Genomic DNA, 17649 nt, shown 5'->3' with positions numbered 1-17649 from the left:
CTGGAGCCATGGAAGAGCAGCCCGTCGATCACGTCTTCCGGCCGGCCACGTACGCGGAGGGGGTGCCGTACGACCTGTTCGCCAGGCTGCGGGAGCGGACGCCGGTCCGCTGGATCCCCGAGCCGGCGGTCGGGCCGTGGCGCGCGGGCCCCGGCTACTGGGCGGTGTTCGGGCACGCCGACGTCAAACACGTGCTGCGCACCCCGGAGGACTTCTCCTCCCATCTCGGCGCCACCCAGATCCGCGACCCCGACACCCCGGCCGACCTGGCGTTCGTGCGGGCCATGATGCTCAACACCGATCCGCCGGAGCACGGGCGGCTGCGCCGGATCGTCGCGGCGGCGTTCACCCCGCGCGCCGTGCGCGCGCTGGAACGCGCCATCGCCGCCCGGGCCGCCGAACTGTTCGCCGCGGGGGAGTGCGACTTCGTGGAGGTCGCCGCCGACCTGCCCGTCTGGACGCTCGCGCACGTCATGGGCGTGCCCGGCCAGGACAGGCGGCTGCTGTACGACTGGGCGTCACGGGTCATCGGCTACCAGGACGCCGAGTACGCCGGGCTGTCCACGGCCGACGCCGAGGCGCTCAGCCCAATCGGCCGCCTGGCCGTGGCCGCCAGGCCCGAGCTGGAACCGGGCATGAGCCCGCGCTCGCGGGCGGCGCTGGCCGACATGTTCGCCTACGCGCACGCGCTGGCGGAGTCGCCGGTCGACGAGGAGTCCGTCATGTCCGCCATGCGCAAGGGCGGGCTGACCGAGGCGGAGTTCGAGAACATGTTCTTCCTGTTCGCCGTGGCCGGGAACGAGACGCTGCGCAACGGCATCCCCGGCGGGCTGCTCACGCTGCTCGGGCACCCTGACTCGCTGGCCGCGCTGCGCGCGGAACCGGAACTGCTCGGCCCGGCCGTGGAGGAGATCCTGCGGTTCTGGCCGCCCGTCATGGACTTCCGCCGCACCGCCACCCGCGACCTCACGCTCGCCGGGCAGCCGATCGCGGCCGGCGACAAGGTCGTCGTCTACCACGCCGCGGCCAACCGCGATCCGTCCGTCTTCGCCGACCCGGACCGCTTCGACATCACCCGCAGCCCGAACGACCACGTCAGCTTCGGCTTCGGCCCGCACTTCTGCCTCGGCGCGCACCTGGCCAGGGTGCAGCTGCGCGCGATCTACCGCGAGCTGCTGTCGCACTGGGACGTCGAGCTCACCGGCTCGCCCACGCGGCTGACCTCCAACTTCCAGAACGGGCTCAAGCACCTGCCGGTACGGCTCACCCGGCGCGGCGGTAATGCACCTCGGCGAGTGGCGGATCGCCTTCCGTCCTCGCCCGGCCCGACGGGGTGAAGCCGGCCCGCTCGTAGAACCGCCTGGCCCGCGCGTTGTCCCTGAGCACCCACAACCCCAGCTCGGCGGCGCCCGCCCGGTCCACGGTCGCGGCCATCAACGCCCGGCCCATGCCGGTGGAGAACTCCTCGGCCGTGGTGGTGCCGTCGGCCAGCCACTCGGCGCGCTTGCGCACCATCTCGGTACGCGGTTCCAAACCGTCGAGCAGGGCATCCGGCATGATCCCGCGATAGGCGACCTGCCAGGAGGCCATTCTGACGGTCTCGATGGCCGCCGCGTCGCCGGGCAGGGCGGATCTGATCAAGAAAGACATGGTCAGCAATATGTCTGATATCGGGCCGTCGGCCAACGATCTACCGGATGACCGTAAGATTTCCGCCGTGAAGTCACCAGAATCGTTGCAGAAGGCCGCCGCGTGGGCGCTGCCGTACTGGACCAGAGGCCAGGCCGGCCGTGAGACCCCGCGCGACCTGTTCCGCGTGCTGTACTTCGGCTGGCTGGTGGCACTCACGCTCAAGCTGCTCGGCTCGGCGTGGGACGTGTCGTGGCACTTCAAGTGGCTGCGCGACGACCTCGCCCCGCCGCACCTGCTCAACTCCGCGGGCACCGCGCTCGTCGTCGCACTCACGATCATCCACGGCTACACCGGCTACGGCGTCGACAAGCTCGCGCTGCGGCTGATCCAGTGGGGCACCGGCGTCTTCCTGGTCGCGGTGCCGCTCGACCTGATCAACCACCGCGTCAACGGGCTCGACATCACCTCGTGGAGCCCGTCGCACATCATGCTCTACGTCGGCACGTTCTTCATGATCATGGGCGTGATCCGCGGCTGGTTCCTCGGCGCGGAACCCGGCCGTGAGCGCCTGGTCGTGCTCGGCGCGTTCTTCGCGTTCTTCCTGGAGAACGTGCACTTCCCCGAGCAGCACCAGGAATACGGCACGCTGTCGATCGGCGCCTGGGACAACGGCGTCAGGTACGCCGAGCAGATCCTGCTCAACTTCGCCGCCGATCAGATGGGCCGCCCGGTCGACCGGATCATGATGACCGGCTTCGCGCTGCCCGTCCCCGACTTCCTGTACCCGGTCTACGCGGTCGTCGCCGGCCTCTCCGTGCTGGTCGTGGCCAGGATGATGATCGGCAGGTTCGGCGCGGCCACCCTGGTCGCGGCCGGCTACGTGGGCTTCCGCACGGTGATCTGGCCGCTGCTGACCTTCACCGGGTTCCCGCCGTCGGCCGTCCCGTTCTTCCTGATCGTCGGCGGCCTGCTGGTGGACGTGGCGTTCCTGGTCAGGCACCCGGCCGTGCGCGCCGTGCTCGGCTCGGCCGGTGTCACGGCCGCCGCCTACGGCGCGCTGTGGGCGCAGAACGCGCTGCTCGGCCCGGTCTACGGCGCGCTCAAGGGACAGGACGACCTGCTCGGCGCGCCGCCGCTGGTGCTGGACTCGGCGCTGTGGGCCGGGCTCGGGCTCATGGTGGCCTGGCTGGCCGTCGAATGGTTCAACGGCCGCCGGGCGCTCCAGCCTCAGCCGATGGAGGCCCGCGTGATCGCCACCGCCACCCCGTAGGCCAGCCCCATCACCGCCACCTCGGCCGCCGCCCAGCCCACCAGGGCGGTGGCCGTGCCCCGGCGCACGGCCGGCAGCAGCCGGAAGCGGATGTGCGCGGCCAGCGGCACCAGCAGCGCCACCAGGGCCAGCTTGACCACGACCAGGACGCCGTACTGACTGGTCACGATCGCGCCGGGCAGTTCCACGCCGGGCGTCAGCGCCATCGTGCCCAGCCCGGTGATCAGCCCCGACAGGCCCACCAGCAGCAGGCACACGGTGGCGATCCTGGAGAACCTGGGCAGCACCACGGCCAGCAGCTCCCTGCGCGGCGCGACGAACACGGCCACCGCGATCAGCCCGCCGGTCCACGCCGCCGAGCCCATCACGTGGATCTCCATCGAGATCATGATCGGGTCGTGCCAGACCGAGTCGACGGCGTGCCCGGTCACCGGGATCGGCAGCAGCCCGAAGAGCGCCACGATGATCCGCAGCTCGGCCGGCACCTTCTCGCCGAACCGCACCGCCATCAGCCCGATGCCCGCCGCCGCCAGCGCGCACGCCGCGCTGAACAGCAGGCCCTGCCCGGTGCCGACGGTGTCGACGTACGAGGCGATCAGCCCGAACGTGGGCACCCGGCCCGGGTTCAGCTCGGCCGTCTGGAACACGATCGTCAGCAGCGCGCAGATCGCCCACGCCCAGGCCGCGGTCACCGCGAGCGGGCGCACCCGCGTCATCACCGGCTCGGTACGCTCCGGGTCGTCGAACCCGAGCAGCTTGGGCAGCAGGCTCAGCCCCACGACGGCCACGGCCGCCACGTCGAGCAGCACCCGCACGACCGGCAGCCCGAACGCCACGATCGGGCCGGGCATCGGGATGCCGGGCACTGCCTCCTGCGCGGTGAACGTGCTGGCGGCCACGGCGGCGACGATCGCGCACACCGCGAACCCGCCGGCCAGCAGGCCGCCGCCGATCCGCGCGGTGGCGGGGGGAGCGGTGATCGTCACGCCCGCGCCTCCTCGCCCTGGCCCGCGGTGTCGGGCTGGGGGCGGGCGCGGCGCAGGGCCACGGCCGTGCCCGCGGCCAGCACGAGCAGGGCGCCGACGATCCACACGACCGCCATCCCGGCCCCGCCGTTGGCCGCGGCCTCGGCCGCCTCGGCCCCGGCCCGCTGCCGCTCCAGAGCCTCGGCGTCCTTGGGTGCGGCGGCGGGAGTGTCCTGCTGGGACGGGGCGGCGGCGCCAGTGGTGTCGGCGGCCAGGCGGAAGGTGAGCTTCCCGGTCACCGGGTGGCCGTCGGCCGACAGGATCCGGTAGCCCACGGTGTACGCGCCCCCGGCGGGCAGCGGCTTGAGCTTGACCGTCACCCGCTCGGCCGCCACCTCCGCCGCGCCGTCGGCCCAGGCGGAACCGTCGGCTCCCGTCACGCCGACCTGCGCGTACCCCTTGCGCACCGGCTGGTCGAACACCAGCGTGACCCGCCCGGGCGCGGACGAGAGCGTCGCCCCGTCGTCGGGGTCGCTGCCGACCAGCACGTTGTGCGCCTGGGCCGGTTGGGCGATCCCCACCGCTACCAGGGCGAACAGCAGGACCGTGAGTAGCCGCCGCACAGCTTGAAACCTTCCATCGAACACGTAGCAAACTTCTCTATGGTGCCATTCATGGGAGACCTGTTCGGCGGCGCTGCGCCGTATTACGCCAAGTACCGCCCTGGGTACGGGGACGAGGCCATCGCGTTCCTGGCCGGCGCGCTCGGCCCGGACGCCCGGGTGCTCGACCTGGGCTGCGGCCCGGGCACGGTGGCGATCCCGCTGGCGCCGCGGGTACGCGAGGTGATCGCGGTGGACCCGGACGCGGAGATGCTGGCCGAGGGGCGGCGGCTGGGGGCGGGGATCACGAACATCCACTGGATGTCCGGAGATTCCACGATGTTGCGGAAATTCCCTACATTCGGGCATGTTGTCATGGGCCGGTCGTTCCACTGGATGGACCGCAGGGGCGTCCTGGCCGAGCTCGGCGAGCTGCTGCCGCCGGACGGGATCGTGGCGCTGATCGGGCCCGCCCGCGACCCCGACTTCCAGCCGTGGGACCCGCTCATGGAACGGTTGCACGCCGAGTTCGGGCTGGGCCCGATGAGCGCGGGCAACAGCTTCCAGGCGACCGGCGAGCACCACCACGACGTGCTGGCCGTCTCACCGTTCAGCCGCCTGGAGTCGGTCACCTTCGAACAGCGGCTGACCTGGGACGTCGAGAGCGTCATCGGCCTGCAGCTGTCCTACTCCTACAGCACGCCCGCGCGGCTCGGCGACCGGGTGCCCGCCTTCGTCGACCGGGCCATGGCCGCGCTGCTCGCCGAGAACCCGTCGGGGACGTGGGAACAGCGCGTGACCACCGAGGTCCTGCTCGCCAGACGACCCTGAAAGTCAGAGGTCAGGCGGGGCCGCGGTCGACGGGTTCGCGGCGGCCGGAGGCGGCCGAGGCGTAGGCGGCCAGCACGGTGGCCACCACGTCGCGCCCCACCCCGGCCCCGATCGCCGGCGGCCGCTCACCCCGCACCGCGGCGGCGAAGTCGGCGAGCTGGTCGCGGAAGGCCACCGCCACCTCCTGGTCGATGTCCCCGGGCGCGAGCACCTGCTCGGCCCGGTCCGGCGTGGCCAGCCAGACCCCGTCGGCCCGCGAGGCCCGTACGGTGCCCTCGGTGCCCATCACCTCGATCACGTCCACCGGCGGCAGCGCGGCGGAGGTGATCGAGACGGTGGCCGGCAGGCCGCCATCGAGCTCCAGGTTCAGCACGCCCTCGGTCTCCACCGGGGTGCCGCGCCGCTCCAGCCGGGCGGACACCGACACCGGACGCGCGCCGGTCAGCCAGGTGACCCGGTCGATGCCGTGCGCCCCGATGTTCATCACCGCGCCGCCCCCGGCCACCGCCGGGTCGAAGAACCAGCCGGGACGGTGCCCCGGCCGGTAGTCGGTGGCCCGCCGGTCGACGACGGCGACCGGCCGCCCGATCGCGCCCGAGGCGATCACCTCGCGGGCCGTGCGGGTGATCGGCAGGTAGTGCTGGATGTGCCCGACGAAGAGCACGACGTCCGCGCAGGCCGCCGTCATGGCGTCGCAGTCGGCCAGCGTGGTGGCCATCGGCTTCTCCATCAGCACGTGCACCCCGGCCCTGGCCGCGTCGGCGGCGGGCGTCAGGTGCAGGGCGTGCGGCGTGCAGACGATCAGCGCGTCGACGTCCGCGAGCATGCTCACGTGGTCGGGGTAGGCCCGCCCGCCGGCCGGTTCCGCCAGCGCCTCGGCCCTGGCCTGGTCGGGGTCGTACACGGCGGTGACCCGCACCTCGGCGGCCAGGTCGAGCGCGGCCAGGTCGAGCGCGGCCTGGACGTGTAACCGGGCCACCACGCCCGCGCCGACGAGTCCGAGCCGCACCACGCTCATCGCGTTCTCCCTCACGATCTCCCGGAACCGGCGAGGTTCAAGATCCGGGAGATCAGTGTAACGAGCACGGAGGTCAGCGAATTCTGCCGATGGCCAGGCCGGCCACCCGGACGGCGGCCGCCGGCCACAGCCGCGCCCCCCGCCAGGCCGCCCGTCCCACCGCCGGGGCCACGATCAGCGCCTTGTTCCGCGCCACGCCCCGGATGATGTCGCCGGCCAGATCGTCCACCGGGTACAGCCGCCCGGTCGCCCTGACCGCCGCGCTCCTGGCGTTCGAGCCGAGCGAGGTGGCGGGCAGGCCGGGGTTGGCGTGGTCGAGCAGGGGCGTGTCGGTGAAACCCGGGCAGACCACGCTCACCCGCACCCCGTGCGCCGCCGCCTCGGCGCGCAGCGCCAGCGACAGGCCGACCACCGCGTGCTTGGTCGTCGTGTACGGCAGCATCAGCGGCGCGGGCACCAGCCCGGCCAGCGACGCGGTGTTCACGATGTGCCCGTGTCCCTGCGCCAGCATCACCGGGTAGGCCGCGTGCACGCCGTGCACCACGCCGCGCAGGTTCACCTCGATCGCCCGGTTCCAGTGGTCGAGCGTCAGCTCCTCGGTGGTGCCGCCGATGGCGATGCCGGCGTTGTTGAACATGAGGTCGAGCCGGCCGTGCTCGTCCTTGACGGACCGGACCAGCGCCGCCACCGCGGCGGCGTCGGTGACGTCGAGCAGGGCGAAGTCCAGGCCGAACTCGGCGGCCACCGCCTTGCCCGACGTCTCGTCCAGGTCGGCGACGGTGACCGCGACGCCCCTGTGGGCGAGCTCGCGGGCGACCGCCCGGCCGATGCCCGAGGCGCCGCCGGTGACGATGGCGCGTTTCACCGGCGCGGCTCCGCCCAGATGCCCATGGCCTGCCAGATGCGCCGGGTGAGCGCGTTGACCAGGCCGAGCTCGGCGCACAGCTCGCGGGTCTTGCCGACGGAGTCGCGGATCTCCTGCGAGGCGGCGGGGTTGCGCAGGTAGACCTCGGAGACGACGTGCCGGGGGATCTTGAAGCGTTTGATCATCGGGCCGGGCGGGGCGAGCATGATGCGGGCCATCACGCCCAGGATGATCGGCGAGATGATTCCCAGCAGGAGACGCCGGTACCCGGGCATCCGCGGCACCCGGTTGCGCAGGTAGTGCCGGGCGAAGGAGATGTGCCTGGCCTCCTCCGCGATGTGGATCCGCATGATCGTCTCTTCCAGCGGGTGGTGGACCTGGCCGTCCTTGAGCACCTTGCGCTGGACGTGGTCGATCGGGTCCTCGCCGCCGAGCACGAAGACGAAGAACAGCTCGGTCGAGATCAGCGGGATCCACGGCGCCACCTGGGCGATCACCGACAGCGGCCGCGGCATGCCGCGTACGGGGAGCTTCGTGCGGTTCACGAACTCCTGGAACATCATCCCGTGATGTCCCTCTTCGATGGTCTCGTGGTAGACGTACCGGAACTCGGGTGAGCCGTTCGGCAGGCGGTAGGCGTAGTTGAGCAGGCCGCGCTTGAGCAGGTTCTCGAACTGCAGGCCGATCTTCATGGCGGTGGCGACGCGCCACAGCCCGATCCTGGCCCGCACCTCGGGGGAGCGTGACCGGTACCACGGGTGTCCGCCCAGCTTGTCGACGTCCGGCAGTTCCCAGCGCGGGTCCGTCTGGTCCACCAGGAATTCCGGGTCGTCCCAGGGGATGTCGCGGTACGGCTCCCAGTGCTTGTCGACGGACGCCTTCGAGAGGCGTTCGATGACCGCCTCGTAGGCGCTGCGGTTCGCGACCTTCTCGTCGTGTTCCCTGGCGGCGGTAGAGCTCGGTGCAGGTGTCATCGCGTGCACTCCTCTCCTCGCCAGCCAATTGTACGGAGCATCCAATAACCGTGGAAGAGTGAGGCCGATCACAGATCGGAGACCTGGACCCCCAGCTCGGCCGCGGTCGCGGTGCGGACCAGCTGGTTGGCCCGGCGGCGTGACAGGCCGCGGGGATGCACGTGGATCTGGATGGCCAGGCCGTCGATGACCGCGAAGATCCGCCAGGTCGCCGCCTCGGGGTCGGGGCACACGAAGAGGCCGCCGGCGACGCCGTCGTCGATGATCGTGCGCAGCAGCGACCTGCCCTGCGTGTCGATCCTGCGCGAGGTCGCCTCCAGGTCGGCGCTGCGCATCGCCTCGGCCCAGGCGTCGATCCACAGGCGCCAGCCGTCCGGCGTCTGGGTCGGCGAGCAGCGGCGCAGCAGCGCGCGCAGCCGTTCCAGCGGGGTGCCGGTGGAACGCTCGATGTCGGCCAGCGCGTCGAGGTGCACCCGGGCCGCGTAGTCGAAGGCCTGCGCGAACAGCCCGTCCTTGGTCTCGAAGTGGTAGAAGAGCAACGCCTGGCTGACGCCCGCGGCCCTGGCGATGTCCACCGTCCTGGTGTGGCCGAACCCCTGTTCGGAGATGACCTCGCAGGCGGTCTTCAATAAGTCCTCGCGCCGTAATCGGCTAAAACCTGGTGTCACAGCCCGCAACTCTAACTACTAGCCATGTGTATATGTAGGACAAACCGGACGTCCCGGCCTTAGTGATCATGGTAGCGGTGCTTGATCACTGCCTCATGAGCGGGACTCGCAACACGAACCTGGCGCCCTTGTCGGAGTCCTCGATGGTGAGCGTGCCGCGATGCGCCCGGGCGATCTCGCGGGCGATGGGCAGGCCCAGCCCGGTGCCGCCGGCGTCGCGGCTGCGCGCGGCGTCCAGCCGGGTGAAGCGGTTGAACACGGTCTCGCGGTGCTCGGGCGCGATGCCCGCGCCGTCGTCCTGCACGTCGAGCACGGCCCCGCCGTCCCTGCGCACGGTGACGACGATCGTGGAGTCGGCGTGCCGCTCGGCGTTGTCGAGCAGGTTCGTCAGCAGCCTGGCCAGCCTGAGCCGGTCGCCGCTGACCACCACCTCCGGCTGCAGCGTCGTGACGACGCGCTTGGAACGCGGCCTGACCGTCTCGGCCGCGGCCAGCTCGGCCAGGTCCACCGGTTCGAGCCGGCCGGGCGCGCCCGCGTCGAGCCTGGTCAGCGTGAGCAGGTCGGTGACGATGGCCTGCAGCCGGTCGAGGCTGGCCAGCAGCCGGTCGCCGGTGTCGCGCCAGTCGGTGTCGCCCGGGTCGAGCATGGCCTCCTCGAGCTGGGCGCGCATGGCGGTGATCGGGCTGCGCAGGTCGTGGGAGGCGTCGGAGGCGAACCGCTTCTGCTGCTCGATCGCCTGTTCCAGCCGTTCCAGCGTCTGGTTCGCGGTCTCGGCCAGCGCCTTGATCTCCTCGGCGTTGTCCGGGACTGGCACCCGCATGCCGCCGTTCGCCGCGGTGATCTCGGCCAGCCGCTCCCTGATCCGGTCCACCGGGCGCAGCGTCCCGGCCACCACCCGCGACACGCCGAACCAGGTCAGCGCCACGAGCGCGAGCGACCCCGCGACCAGGAACGCCAGCACGGCCGGGCTCACGTACCACGGCACGGTCGGGCCGAAGGCGTAGACCAGCCAGTCGCCGTCCTGCTCGTAGACGCGGAAGACCACCATGATGTGGCAGTCGCCGGGCAGCTCGGGCAGGCCGCAGACCTCCTTGGTGCGGTTGGCGTTGTCGAGCGCGGGCTCGGTCGTGGTCAGGCGGCGCACTCCGGCGAGGTTCCCGGTCGAGGCGACCACCTGGCCGGCGGAGTTGACCACCTGGATGCCGTCCAGGTCGCTGGACAGCACCGACGGCAGGGTGTTCCGCTTGACCAGGTGGACCACCCTGAGCGCGGTCGTCAGCACGGTGTTCGTGCTGAACTCCACGGCCGAGCTGTGCGCGGCCAGCAGCACGAACGCGCTCACCGCGACGCACAGCAGCGCGACCACGGCGCTCGTGAACGCCGCCAGCCGCGCGCCGATCGACCGGCCCACCCGTGTGAACACGCCTTTCCCCCCGGTAATCAGATGCTCACCCTAGGTGGCGCTGGTTCTGCTCCGCGAAGATTCCTCGGCAAATACCGTCCAAGAACGTCTCCAGAGCATTGATCTGTACGTGCCGCGACCAGGTGGTTAGAGTAAGTGAGCACTGATGCCAAGGAGACGATGTGAACCTTGCGGACTATCGGCGTGCGGCCAGGGCCTGGCTCATCGAGAACGCCTCATCAGATGATCACGAAGCCGCCCAGGACGACGGGGTGGCCCGCGCCAAACAGTTCATGGCCAGGCTGCACGACGCCGGCTACTCCGGCATCACCTGGCCCGAGCAGTGGGGCGGCCAGGGGTTGACCCAGGCGGAGGAACGCGCCTTCGCCGCCGAGGCCCGCGACTTCACCCTCCCGACCTACGTCTTCTCGATCGGCCTGGGCATGACGGGGCCGACCATCCTCGACCGCGGCAGCGACGCCCAGCGCGCCCGCTTCCTGCGCCCGCTGCTGCGCGGCGAGGAGATCTGGTGCCAGCTCTTCTCCGAGCCCGGCGCGGGCAGCGACGTGGCCAGCCTGCAGACCAGGGCGGTACGCGACGGAGCTCGCGGCGAGGGCTGGGTGGTCAACGGCCAGAAGGTGTGGACCTCGGTCGCCCAGCACGCCGACTGGGGCCTGCTGCTCACCCGCACCGACGTGGACGTGCCCAAGCACAAGGGCCTGACCATGTTCGTGGTCGACATGCGCCACCCCGGCGTGACGGTCAGGCCGCTCAAGGACATGACCGGCCGCGCCCACTTCAACGAGATCTTCTTCGACGACGTCCCCATCCCCGACGAGCACCGCGTCGGCGAGGTGAACGACGGCTGGAGCGTGGCCGTCACCACGCTGCTGCACGAGCGGCTGTCGATCTCCGCCGGCGTCGGCATGGGCGGCCAGAAGGACAACCCGGCCTCGGTCGAGGCGCTGCGCCAGGCCGTCGACACCACCGACCCGCTGGTCCGCGACGAACTGGTCGAGCTGCACATCCGCACCCGCGCGCTGGCCCTGTTCAACCAGCGCCTGGCCCAGGAGACCAAGGCCGGCATCTTCCCCGGCGCCCGCGGCAGCGCCGCCAAGCTGCTGCTCGCCGAGCTGACCCTGTACCAGGCCGACCTGGCCACGCGGCTGACCGGCCCCGAGTCGGTCGTCGGCGACCACCCGCTGTCCCACGCGATCTCCCTGGCCCCGGCCATGGCGCTGGGCGGCGGCACCAACGAGATCATGCGCAACATCATCGGCGACCGGGTGCTCAACCTGCCGCCCGAACCCCGGGTGGACAAGACCGTGCCGTTCAAGGACCTGAAGGTGGGGACGCAGGGGTGAAGCTCGTACTCAGCCAGGAACAGCAGCAGCTGCGCGAGACGGTCCGCTCCTTCCTCGGCGCGGCCGTGCCGCTGACCAAGGTCCGCGAGGGCCACGACCCCCAGGTGTACGCCAGGCTGAACGGCGAGCTCGGCCTGTCCGGGCTGATCGTCCCCGAGGAGTACGGCGGCGCCGGCGCCGGGTTCGCCGAGTTGGCCGTGGTGCTTGAGGAGATGGGCGCGGCGCTGCTGCCGGGACCGTTCCTGGCCACCACGTTCGCCACGATCGCGCTCGCCCACGCGCCCGACAAGGAACTGCTGAACGGCATCGCGGACGGCCGCGTCGCCGCCACGCTGGCCCAGCCCGAGACGGAGTCGGACGTCACCGCCGAGGTGAGCGGCGACGCCGCCCGCGTGAGCGGCAACCTGCCGCGCGTCCTGTCCGGCATGGAGGCGGACGTGCTGGTCGTGCCCGCGCGGACCGCCGACGGCGTGCGCCTGGTCGCGGTCGAGCTGGCCGATGTCACCAGGACCCCGCTGGAGACGCTCGACCTCACCCGCGGCCAGGCCGCGGTGACCATGGACGGCGCGAGAGGCCGGGTGCTCGGCCCGCCGCCCGCCTCGGGCATCGGCGACCGGCTCTGCCTGGCCGTGGCCGCGGAACAGCTCGGCGTGATGCGCGCCTCGCTCGACGCGATCGTCGCCTACAGCAAGGTTCGCGTCGCCTTCGGCCGCTACATCGGCTCCTACCAGGGCGTCAAGCACAAGCTGGCGGACATGCTGTGCAAGCTCGAACAGGCCGAGTCGATCGTCCGCTACGCCGCCTGGGCCGCCGACGAGTCGCCGGGCGAGCTGCCCGAGGCCGCCGCCCTGGCCCAGGCCTACGTCGGCCGCGCCTGCTTCGAGGTCGCCCGCGACCACCTGCTGCTGCACGGCGGCATCGGTTTCACCTGGGAGCACGACGCGCATCTGTACTACAAGCGGGCCAAGGCGGACGAGGTCCTGCTCGGCCCGCCGCGCACGCACCGCGCCCGCCTCGCCGAACTGCTGGAGCTGTGATGGACGTCAGCGCACTGCCCGGCTTCTACGCCATCGCCGCGGCCGACCCGGACCGGGTGGCCGTCATCGACGTGGACGAGAGCGTCACCACCTACGGCGACCTGCTCGCCCGGGTCAACCAGGTGTCACACGGGCTGCGCGCCCGCGGCGTGAACCGCGGCGAGGTGGTGGCCGGGGTGCTGCCCAACGGCATCGACGCGGTCGTCATGCACCTGGCCACCAGCCAGATCGGCGTGTACTACGTCCCGATCAACTGGCATCTCACCGAGTCCGAGGTGGCGTACATCCTCGGCGACTGCGACGCCAAGGTCGTCGTCACCGGCCCCGGGCACCCGGCGCCCGGCGGCGAGGTGGGCACCGCCGGGCTGGCCGCCGGGCAGCCGTCCGACGCGCCGGCCGAGCGCAGCTCCGGCGGGATCATGTACTACACCTCGGGGACCACCGGCTTCCCCAAGGGCGTGCAGCGGCCCCTGCCAGAAGGGGTGCCCGAGGACATCGTGCCGCTGTACACCTGGTTCCTGGGCGAGGTGGTCGACCTGCGGCCGGGCGACGGCGTGCACCTGGTGACCTCGCCGATGTACCACTCGGCGCCCTCGGCGCACACCATGTTCGCGCTGCACCTCGGGCACACCGTGGTGATCACGCCCAGGTTCGAGCCGGAGAGCATCCTGGAACGCGTCCAGCGGCACCGGGTCACCAACGCGATGATGGTGCCCACCATGTTCCACCGGATGCTCCAGCTCCCCGACGAGGTCAAGGCCGCCTACGACGTCTCCAGCCTGCGCCAGGTGATCCACACCGCCGCGGCCTGCCCGGTCGCCGTCAAGCAGGGGATCATGGACTGGTGGGGCCCGGTCCTGTACGAGTACTACGGCTCCACCGAGTCCACCATCGCCTTCGCCGTCAAGCCGCACGAGTGGCTGGCCAGGCCCGGCACGGTGGGCAGACCCGCGCCCACGTTCGAAGCCAAGATCATGGACGAGGCGGGCATGGAGCTGCCGCCGGGCGAACCCGGCATGATCTACGTCAAGTCCGGGATCAACAGCTTCCAGTACCGCAAGGACCCGGCCAAGACCGCCGCCAGCATGCGCGGCGACTGGTACGCCCCCGGCGACATCGGCTTCCTCGACAAGGACGGCTACCTGTTCCTGTGCGACAGGCGCACCGACCTGATCGTCTCCGGCGGGGTCAACATCTACCCCGCCGAGATCGAGGCCGCGCTGCTCGAACACCCCGCCGTGGCCGACGTGGCGGTCATCGGCGTGCCCGACGAGGAGTGGGGACACAACGTCGTGGCCCTGATCCAGCCCGCAGAAGGCGTCACGCCCGGTCCCGCGCTGACCGCCGAGCTGCTCGAGCACTGTGGCCCGCGCATCGCCAGGTTCAAGCATCCCAAGGTGGTGGAGTACCGCGACCGGCTGCCGCGCACGCCCACCGGCAAGCTGTCACGCTCGAAGGTCAGGCAGGAGTACCTGGGCGGGCTGTGAACACCAGCTCGTCGCTGTAGCGCGGACCCTCGCCCAGGTAGAACCTGACCGCCAGGGTCCGCGCCTCGGTGTCGAGCACGCTGCTCCACAGCGTGCGGAGCGGCTCCTCGGTCGCCTGGACCGCCCGCATGCCGTCACGCAGGTCCTCCTCCGACATCGTCGCGCCCTTGCTGTGCTCGTACAGCGTGCGCAGCCGGCCGTAGGAGGCGAACGTGTGCTCGTCGTCCTCGGGCAGGTTCATCGGGTCGGGGTTGCGGTGCAGCAGGTGGTTGGTGACGCACAGCGGGCCGTCGCCGAACGAGACGATGTGCTCGCTGCCGTCCTGGCCGCGCTCCCACACGAACGCCTGCCCCTTGGCGTCGGCGATCAGGTAGTGCAGCGGCAGCCCGTGGTCGTACTGCTTGGCGCCGAGCAGCGCCTGCTTGGCCTGCGCCGCGTTCTCGCACGTCTCCAGCACGAATTTGGGCAACTGCACGCTGCCCACGCCCACCTGCGGCGGCTGGGCCTGCTCAGGTGGTTCCGCGCTGGCGAAGTCGGCGATCAGCAGCACGACGGACAGGCCGGCCTCGTTGACGCCGTCCATGCAGCCGTCCAGGTCGGACATGGTGAGGACGGTGGTGGCCAGGCCCTCGTCCGGGACCGTGGTGATCACGTACGGGCGCGAGGCCATCGGCAGCTCGCCGGGGGCGGACGTGCCGCCCATGATCTCGCTGGTGGTCAAGGTGAAGAAGTCGTAGTTGCGGCCGATCCTGCCGTGCCCGTCGGCCGACGCCGACGGCGGGCACCACAGGGCCGAGCAGCCGGTGCCCTCGGGCACGTAGTTCAGCCCGTCGAGGGAGAGTTCGTCCTGGTCGGGGTCCAGGCCCAGGGCGGCCGCCGCGCCGTCCATGCGGGCGTGCTGCTGCGGCCAGTTCCGCTCGAACCAGCTTCTGCGAGCCCGGTTCACCACCGGGTCGGCGGGCATGGGCGACCAGCCGAGCCTGCGTGCCTCCTCCGTGAGCGCCTGGCCGATCTCGAACTGCGATCCGGTGAGCGTGAGGTGGTGCACGAGTTGGAAGTCGTCGCGGCCGCCGGCGACCTGTGTCAAGTTCGTCATGTCCGCCAGCGTGCGGGCGGCGGCTGACCGGGCGCTTACCGCCCGCTGACGGCCGACGTGCCGTCGCCCACGGGTCCCGCCGCTGCCGCCCTCTGGTAGCGCTCGGCGAGCAGCCGGACCTGTTCGACCAGCTTGGGCGGGTCGACGACCTCGAAGTCGACGCCCGCCATGCCGATCCACACCGCCATGCCGTACAGGTCGTCGCCGCCCATCCTGACCAGGCAGGTGTGCTCGTCGACCGGCTCGATCTCCAGGCCCAGCGGCAGCGCCCGCATCCGCTCGGCCGGCGCGTGCAGCAGCACCGTCCCGCGATGCCGCCACATCGCGGTGTTGACGCCCTTCTCCACGTACGCCGCCACGTCGCCGCCCTCGGGCAGCTCGCGCGGCGTGAAACGCGGCCCCGCCGGGGTGCGCGGCGAGACCCGGTCGACCCGGAACGTGCGCCAGTCCTGCCGCTCCACGTCGAAGCCGACCAGGTACCAGCGGCCGTGCCGGTGCACCAGCCGGTGCGGCTCGACCACGCGCACCCCGGTGGCGCCGTCGTGGCCGGTGTAGTCGAAGCGCAGCCGCTCGTGGTCGCGGGCCGCGTTGGCCAGCGTGGTCAGCACCTCGGGCGGCACCGCCGGCGCGTTGCCCGGGATCTGGACGGTGTAGGCGTTCAGCGCGTTCACCCGGCGGCGCAGCCGCGACGGCAGCACCTGCTCCAGCTTGGCCAGCGCGCGCACCGAGGTCTCCTCGATGCCCTCCACCCCGCCGCCGGCCGCCCGGCCCAGCCCGACGGCCACCGCCACCGCCTCCTCGTCGTCGAGCAGCAACGGCGGCAGCGCCGCCCCGGCGCCCAGCCGGTAGCCGCCGGCCACGCCGGGCGTGGCGTGCACCGGGTAGCCCAGGCTGCGCAGCCGTTCGACGTCGTTGCGTATCGTCCTGGTCGAGACCCCGAGCCTGGCCGACAGCTCCGGGCCCGACCATTCCTTGTGCGCCTGGAGCAGCGACAACAGCTTGAGCAGGCGGGCCGAGGTTTCCAGCATGCGCACCAGTGTGCCCGCTAACGCGGCAAGGACGCTTCCGTGTTCACCACGATCTTGCCCAGGTAGTGGCCGTCCTCGCTGCGCCGATGCGCGTCCGCGGCCCGCTCCAGCGGGAACACCTCGGCGATCGGGACGCGGATCTCGGCCGCGTCCGCCGGCACGGGACCCCCGTTCGAGGAGAAGCGCACGCCGTGCTCGGCCGCGCCCACCGGGTCGGCGATGGTGATCACCTTGTCCGGGTCGCCGGTGAGCCGCACCGACAGGCCGATCACGCCCCGGCCTGATGCGTCGAGCACCCGGTCGACCGGGCGGCCGACGCGGTCCTCCAGGCCGTCGCCGTACGTGACGGGTTCGACGCCGAGGGCGCGCAGCCGGTCGTGGTGCCGTTCGCCGGCGGTGCCGATGACGTGGGCGCCGCGGGCGCGGGCGAGCTGGGCCGCCGCCAGGCCCACGCCGCCGGCCACCGCGTGGATCAGCAGCGTCTGGCCCGCCTCCAGCTTGAGCTCGGCCAGCGTGCGCGCGGCGGTCTCGACCGCGACGGGCAGCGCCGCGGCCTCCTCGTCGGACAGGTGGCCGGGCCTGGGCAGCAACGCGTCGGCCTCGGCCAGCGCGTGCGTGGCCAGCCCGCCGGTCGGCACCGGGCCGAAGACCGGGTCGCCGATCTTCCAGCGCGTCACGCCGGGGCCGAGCGCGTCGACCGTGCCCGACACCTCGATGCCGGTGCCGGCCGGGCCGTCGAGCGGGGCGCCCAGGAAGCCGCGGCGCAGCTTCCAGTCGATGCCGTTCACCCCTGCCGCCCTGACCGCCACCCGCACCTGGCCGGGGCCGGGCTGGGGGAGCGGGATCTCCGTCAGCGTGAGCACGTCAGGCTCGCCGTGCTCGCTGTAGCGCACGGCCTGGGCGGTGACCAGGAGCAGGGCCTTGCCGACCAGCTCGCGGGCCTGCAGCGCGGCGTGCGCCTCGGGGGCCCGCTCCAGCGGCACGGCCAGGCCCACCACCGTGGCCAACCGGCCCGCCGCGGCCTCGGCCAGCGTTCGCGCGGCCAGCCGCCGGAACTCCTCCGGCGCGAACTGGACCTGTTCCATGCCGACGAGACGCACCCCGCGCCGCTCGGCCTCGGCCGGGTCCACCTCGGCGGTGGCGCCGCTCGGCACGCCGTAGGCGAAGAACCTGCCGCCCGCCGTGGTCAGCTCGAACGCGCTCGCCCCGACCTGCCCGCCGACCCCGTCGAACACCACCTCGAAGCCGCGCTCGTCACCTCCGCCGGGGCCGCCGCCGGGGGCGGTCGTCAGCGCGTCGTAGTCGATGGCGGTCGTCGCGCCCATCTCCAGGGCCGCCGCGCGCTTGGCCGGGTCGTGGGCGGCGGCGGTGACGTGGGCGCCCGCGGCCCGGGCCAGCCGCACGATGGGC

Annotated in this window: 17 protein-coding genes; 6 read left to right on the top strand and 11 right to left on the bottom strand. The window is 72.2% G+C overall.

The window, feature by feature from the left end; translation table 11 throughout:
• The first annotated feature begins 8 nt into the window (after positions 1-8).
• Complete coding sequence (locus HII36_RS33715) at positions 9-1337, top strand: cytochrome P450 (protein WP_173527353.1); 1329 nt, start codon at positions 9-11, stop codon at positions 1335-1337.
• On the opposite strand, the gene HII36_RS33710 is transcribed toward HII36_RS33715, so the two are convergent.
• Entirely contained in the window at positions 1264-1650 is a 387-nt protein-coding gene (locus HII36_RS33710) for a GNAT family N-acetyltransferase (protein ID WP_173527352.1), read from the bottom strand. The two genes, HII36_RS33715 and HII36_RS33710, sit on opposite strands and share 74 nt — an antisense overlap.
• 67 nt (positions 1651-1717) lie before the next feature.
• On the opposite strand from HII36_RS33710, the gene HII36_RS33705 reads away from it, so the two are divergent.
• Complete coding sequence (locus HII36_RS33705; protein WP_173527351.1) at positions 1718-2902, top strand: hypothetical protein; 1185 nt, start codon at positions 1718-1720, stop codon at positions 2900-2902.
• On the opposite strand, the gene HII36_RS33700 is transcribed toward HII36_RS33705, so the two are convergent.
• Both HII36_RS33700 and HII36_RS33695 read right to left on the bottom strand, forming a co-directional pair.
• Entirely contained in the window at positions 2860-3888 is a 1029-nt protein-coding gene (locus HII36_RS33700; RefSeq protein ID WP_173527350.1) for a copper resistance D family protein, read from the bottom strand. The two genes, HII36_RS33705 and HII36_RS33700, sit on opposite strands and share 43 nt — an antisense overlap.
• A complete protein-coding gene (locus HII36_RS33695; protein WP_173527349.1) occupies positions 3885-4490 on the bottom strand; it encodes a copper resistance CopC family protein in 606 nt (201 codons plus the stop codon). The genes HII36_RS33700 and HII36_RS33695 overlap by 4 nt, the downstream gene beginning before the upstream one ends.
• Positions 4491-4541: 51 nt before the next feature.
• Between HII36_RS33695 and HII36_RS33690 the strand changes: the two genes are divergently transcribed.
• Positions 4542-5300: a class I SAM-dependent methyltransferase gene (locus tag HII36_RS33690; RefSeq protein ID WP_173527348.1), complete on the top strand. Its 759-nt coding sequence runs from the start codon at positions 4542-4544 to the stop codon at positions 5298-5300.
• 10 nt (positions 5301-5310) lie between these two features.
• Here the strand turns inward: HII36_RS33690 and HII36_RS33685 are convergent, their stop codons facing one another.
• The 5 genes from HII36_RS33685 to HII36_RS33665 form a co-directional block, all read right to left on the bottom strand.
• The gene (locus HII36_RS33685) at positions 5311-6318 is read right to left on the bottom strand and encodes a Gfo/Idh/MocA family protein (RefSeq protein WP_173527347.1); all 1008 of its coding nucleotides are present in this window, start codon (positions 6316-6318) and stop codon (positions 5311-5313) included.
• Between the two features lie 73 nt (positions 6319-6391).
• Positions 6392-7183, bottom strand: a complete 792-nt coding sequence (locus HII36_RS33680) for an SDR family NAD(P)-dependent oxidoreductase (RefSeq protein WP_173527346.1) — start codon at positions 7181-7183, stop codon at positions 6392-6394.
• On the bottom strand, positions 7180-8157 hold the full coding sequence (locus HII36_RS33675; RefSeq protein WP_173527345.1) for an AurF N-oxygenase family protein: 978 nt from the start codon (positions 8155-8157) through the stop codon (positions 7180-7182). The genes HII36_RS33680 and HII36_RS33675 overlap by 4 nt, the downstream gene beginning before the upstream one ends.
• A gap of 68 nt (positions 8158-8225) precedes the next feature.
• The gene (locus tag HII36_RS33670) at positions 8226-8825 is read right to left on the bottom strand and encodes a TetR/AcrR family transcriptional regulator (protein ID WP_173527344.1); all 600 of its coding nucleotides are present in this window, start codon (positions 8823-8825) and stop codon (positions 8226-8228) included.
• Between the two features lie 85 nt (positions 8826-8910).
• On the bottom strand, positions 8911-10248 hold the full coding sequence (locus HII36_RS33665) for a sensor histidine kinase (protein ID WP_328808004.1): 1338 nt from the start codon (positions 10246-10248) through the stop codon (positions 8911-8913).
• A 161-nt stretch (positions 10249-10409) separates the two neighbouring features.
• On the opposite strand from HII36_RS33665, the gene HII36_RS33660 reads away from it, so the two are divergent.
• The 3 genes from HII36_RS33660 to HII36_RS33650 are packed head-to-tail and all read left to right on the top strand — an operon-like array spanning position 10410 to position 14115.
• Entirely contained in the window at positions 10410-11591 is a 1182-nt protein-coding gene (locus HII36_RS33660) for an acyl-CoA dehydrogenase family protein (RefSeq protein ID WP_173527343.1), read from the top strand.
• The gene (locus tag HII36_RS58845) at positions 11588-12628 is read left to right on the top strand and encodes an acyl-CoA dehydrogenase family protein (RefSeq protein ID WP_173527342.1); all 1041 of its coding nucleotides are present in this window, start codon (positions 11588-11590) and stop codon (positions 12626-12628) included. The genes HII36_RS33660 and HII36_RS58845 overlap by 4 nt, the downstream gene beginning before the upstream one ends.
• A complete protein-coding gene (locus tag HII36_RS33650) occupies positions 12628-14115 on the top strand; it encodes an AMP-binding protein (RefSeq protein WP_173527341.1) in 1488 nt (495 codons plus the stop codon). The genes HII36_RS58845 and HII36_RS33650 overlap by 1 nt, the downstream gene beginning before the upstream one ends.
• Here the strand turns inward: HII36_RS33650 and HII36_RS33645 are convergent.
• The 3 genes from HII36_RS33645 to HII36_RS33635 form a co-directional block, all read right to left on the bottom strand.
• Positions 14087-15211: a C45 family autoproteolytic acyltransferase/hydolase gene (locus HII36_RS33645; protein ID WP_217370296.1), complete on the bottom strand. Its 1125-nt coding sequence runs from the start codon at positions 15209-15211 to the stop codon at positions 14087-14089. The two genes, HII36_RS33650 and HII36_RS33645, sit on opposite strands and share 29 nt — an antisense overlap.
• 35 nt (positions 15212-15246) lie before the next feature.
• Positions 15247-16239, bottom strand: a complete 993-nt coding sequence (locus tag HII36_RS33640) for a helix-turn-helix transcriptional regulator (protein ID WP_173527340.1) — start codon at positions 16237-16239, stop codon at positions 15247-15249.
• Between the two features lie 17 nt (positions 16240-16256).
• Positions 16257-17649: zinc-binding dehydrogenase (locus HII36_RS33635; protein ID WP_173527339.1), on the bottom strand; the 1393-nt coding region annotated here is incomplete at its 5' end.

The sequence above is a fragment of the Nonomuraea antri genome, assembly GCF_013283785.1.
Lineage (GTDB): Bacteria > Actinomycetota > Actinomycetes > Streptosporangiales > Streptosporangiaceae > Nonomuraea > Nonomuraea antri.
The sequence above is the reverse complement of the archived record's forward strand: the minus strand, read 5'-3'. Positions and strand labels throughout refer to the sequence as shown.

Excerpts from the sequence above, each read along its gene's own strand:
- HII36_RS33715 (WP_173527353.1), top strand. The coding sequence starts at position 9 with ATGGAAGAGCAGCCCGTCGATCACGTCTTCCGGCCGGCCACGTACGCG.
- HII36_RS33710 (WP_173527352.1), bottom strand. The coding sequence starts at position 1,650 with ATGTCTTTCTTGATCAGATCCGCCCTGCCCGGCGACGCGGCGGCCATC.
- HII36_RS33690 (WP_173527348.1), top strand. The coding sequence starts at position 4,542 with ATGGGAGACCTGTTCGGCGGCGCTGCGCCGTATTACGCCAAGTACCGC.
- HII36_RS33685 (WP_173527347.1), bottom strand. The coding sequence starts at position 6,318 with ATGAGCGTGGTGCGGCTCGGACTCGTCGGCGCGGGCGTGGTGGCCCGG.
- HII36_RS33675 (WP_173527345.1), bottom strand. The coding sequence starts at position 8,157 with ATGACACCTGCACCGAGCTCTACCGCCGCCAGGGAACACGACGAGAAG.
- HII36_RS33650 (WP_173527341.1), top strand. The coding sequence starts at position 12,628 with ATGGACGTCAGCGCACTGCCCGGCTTCTACGCCATCGCCGCGGCCGAC.
- HII36_RS33645 (WP_217370296.1), bottom strand. The coding sequence starts at position 15,211 with ATGACGAACTTGACACAGGTCGCCGGCGGCCGCGACGACTTCCAACTC.
- HII36_RS33640 (WP_173527340.1), bottom strand. The coding sequence starts at position 16,239 with ATGCTGGAAACCTCGGCCCGCCTGCTCAAGCTGTTGTCGCTGCTCCAG.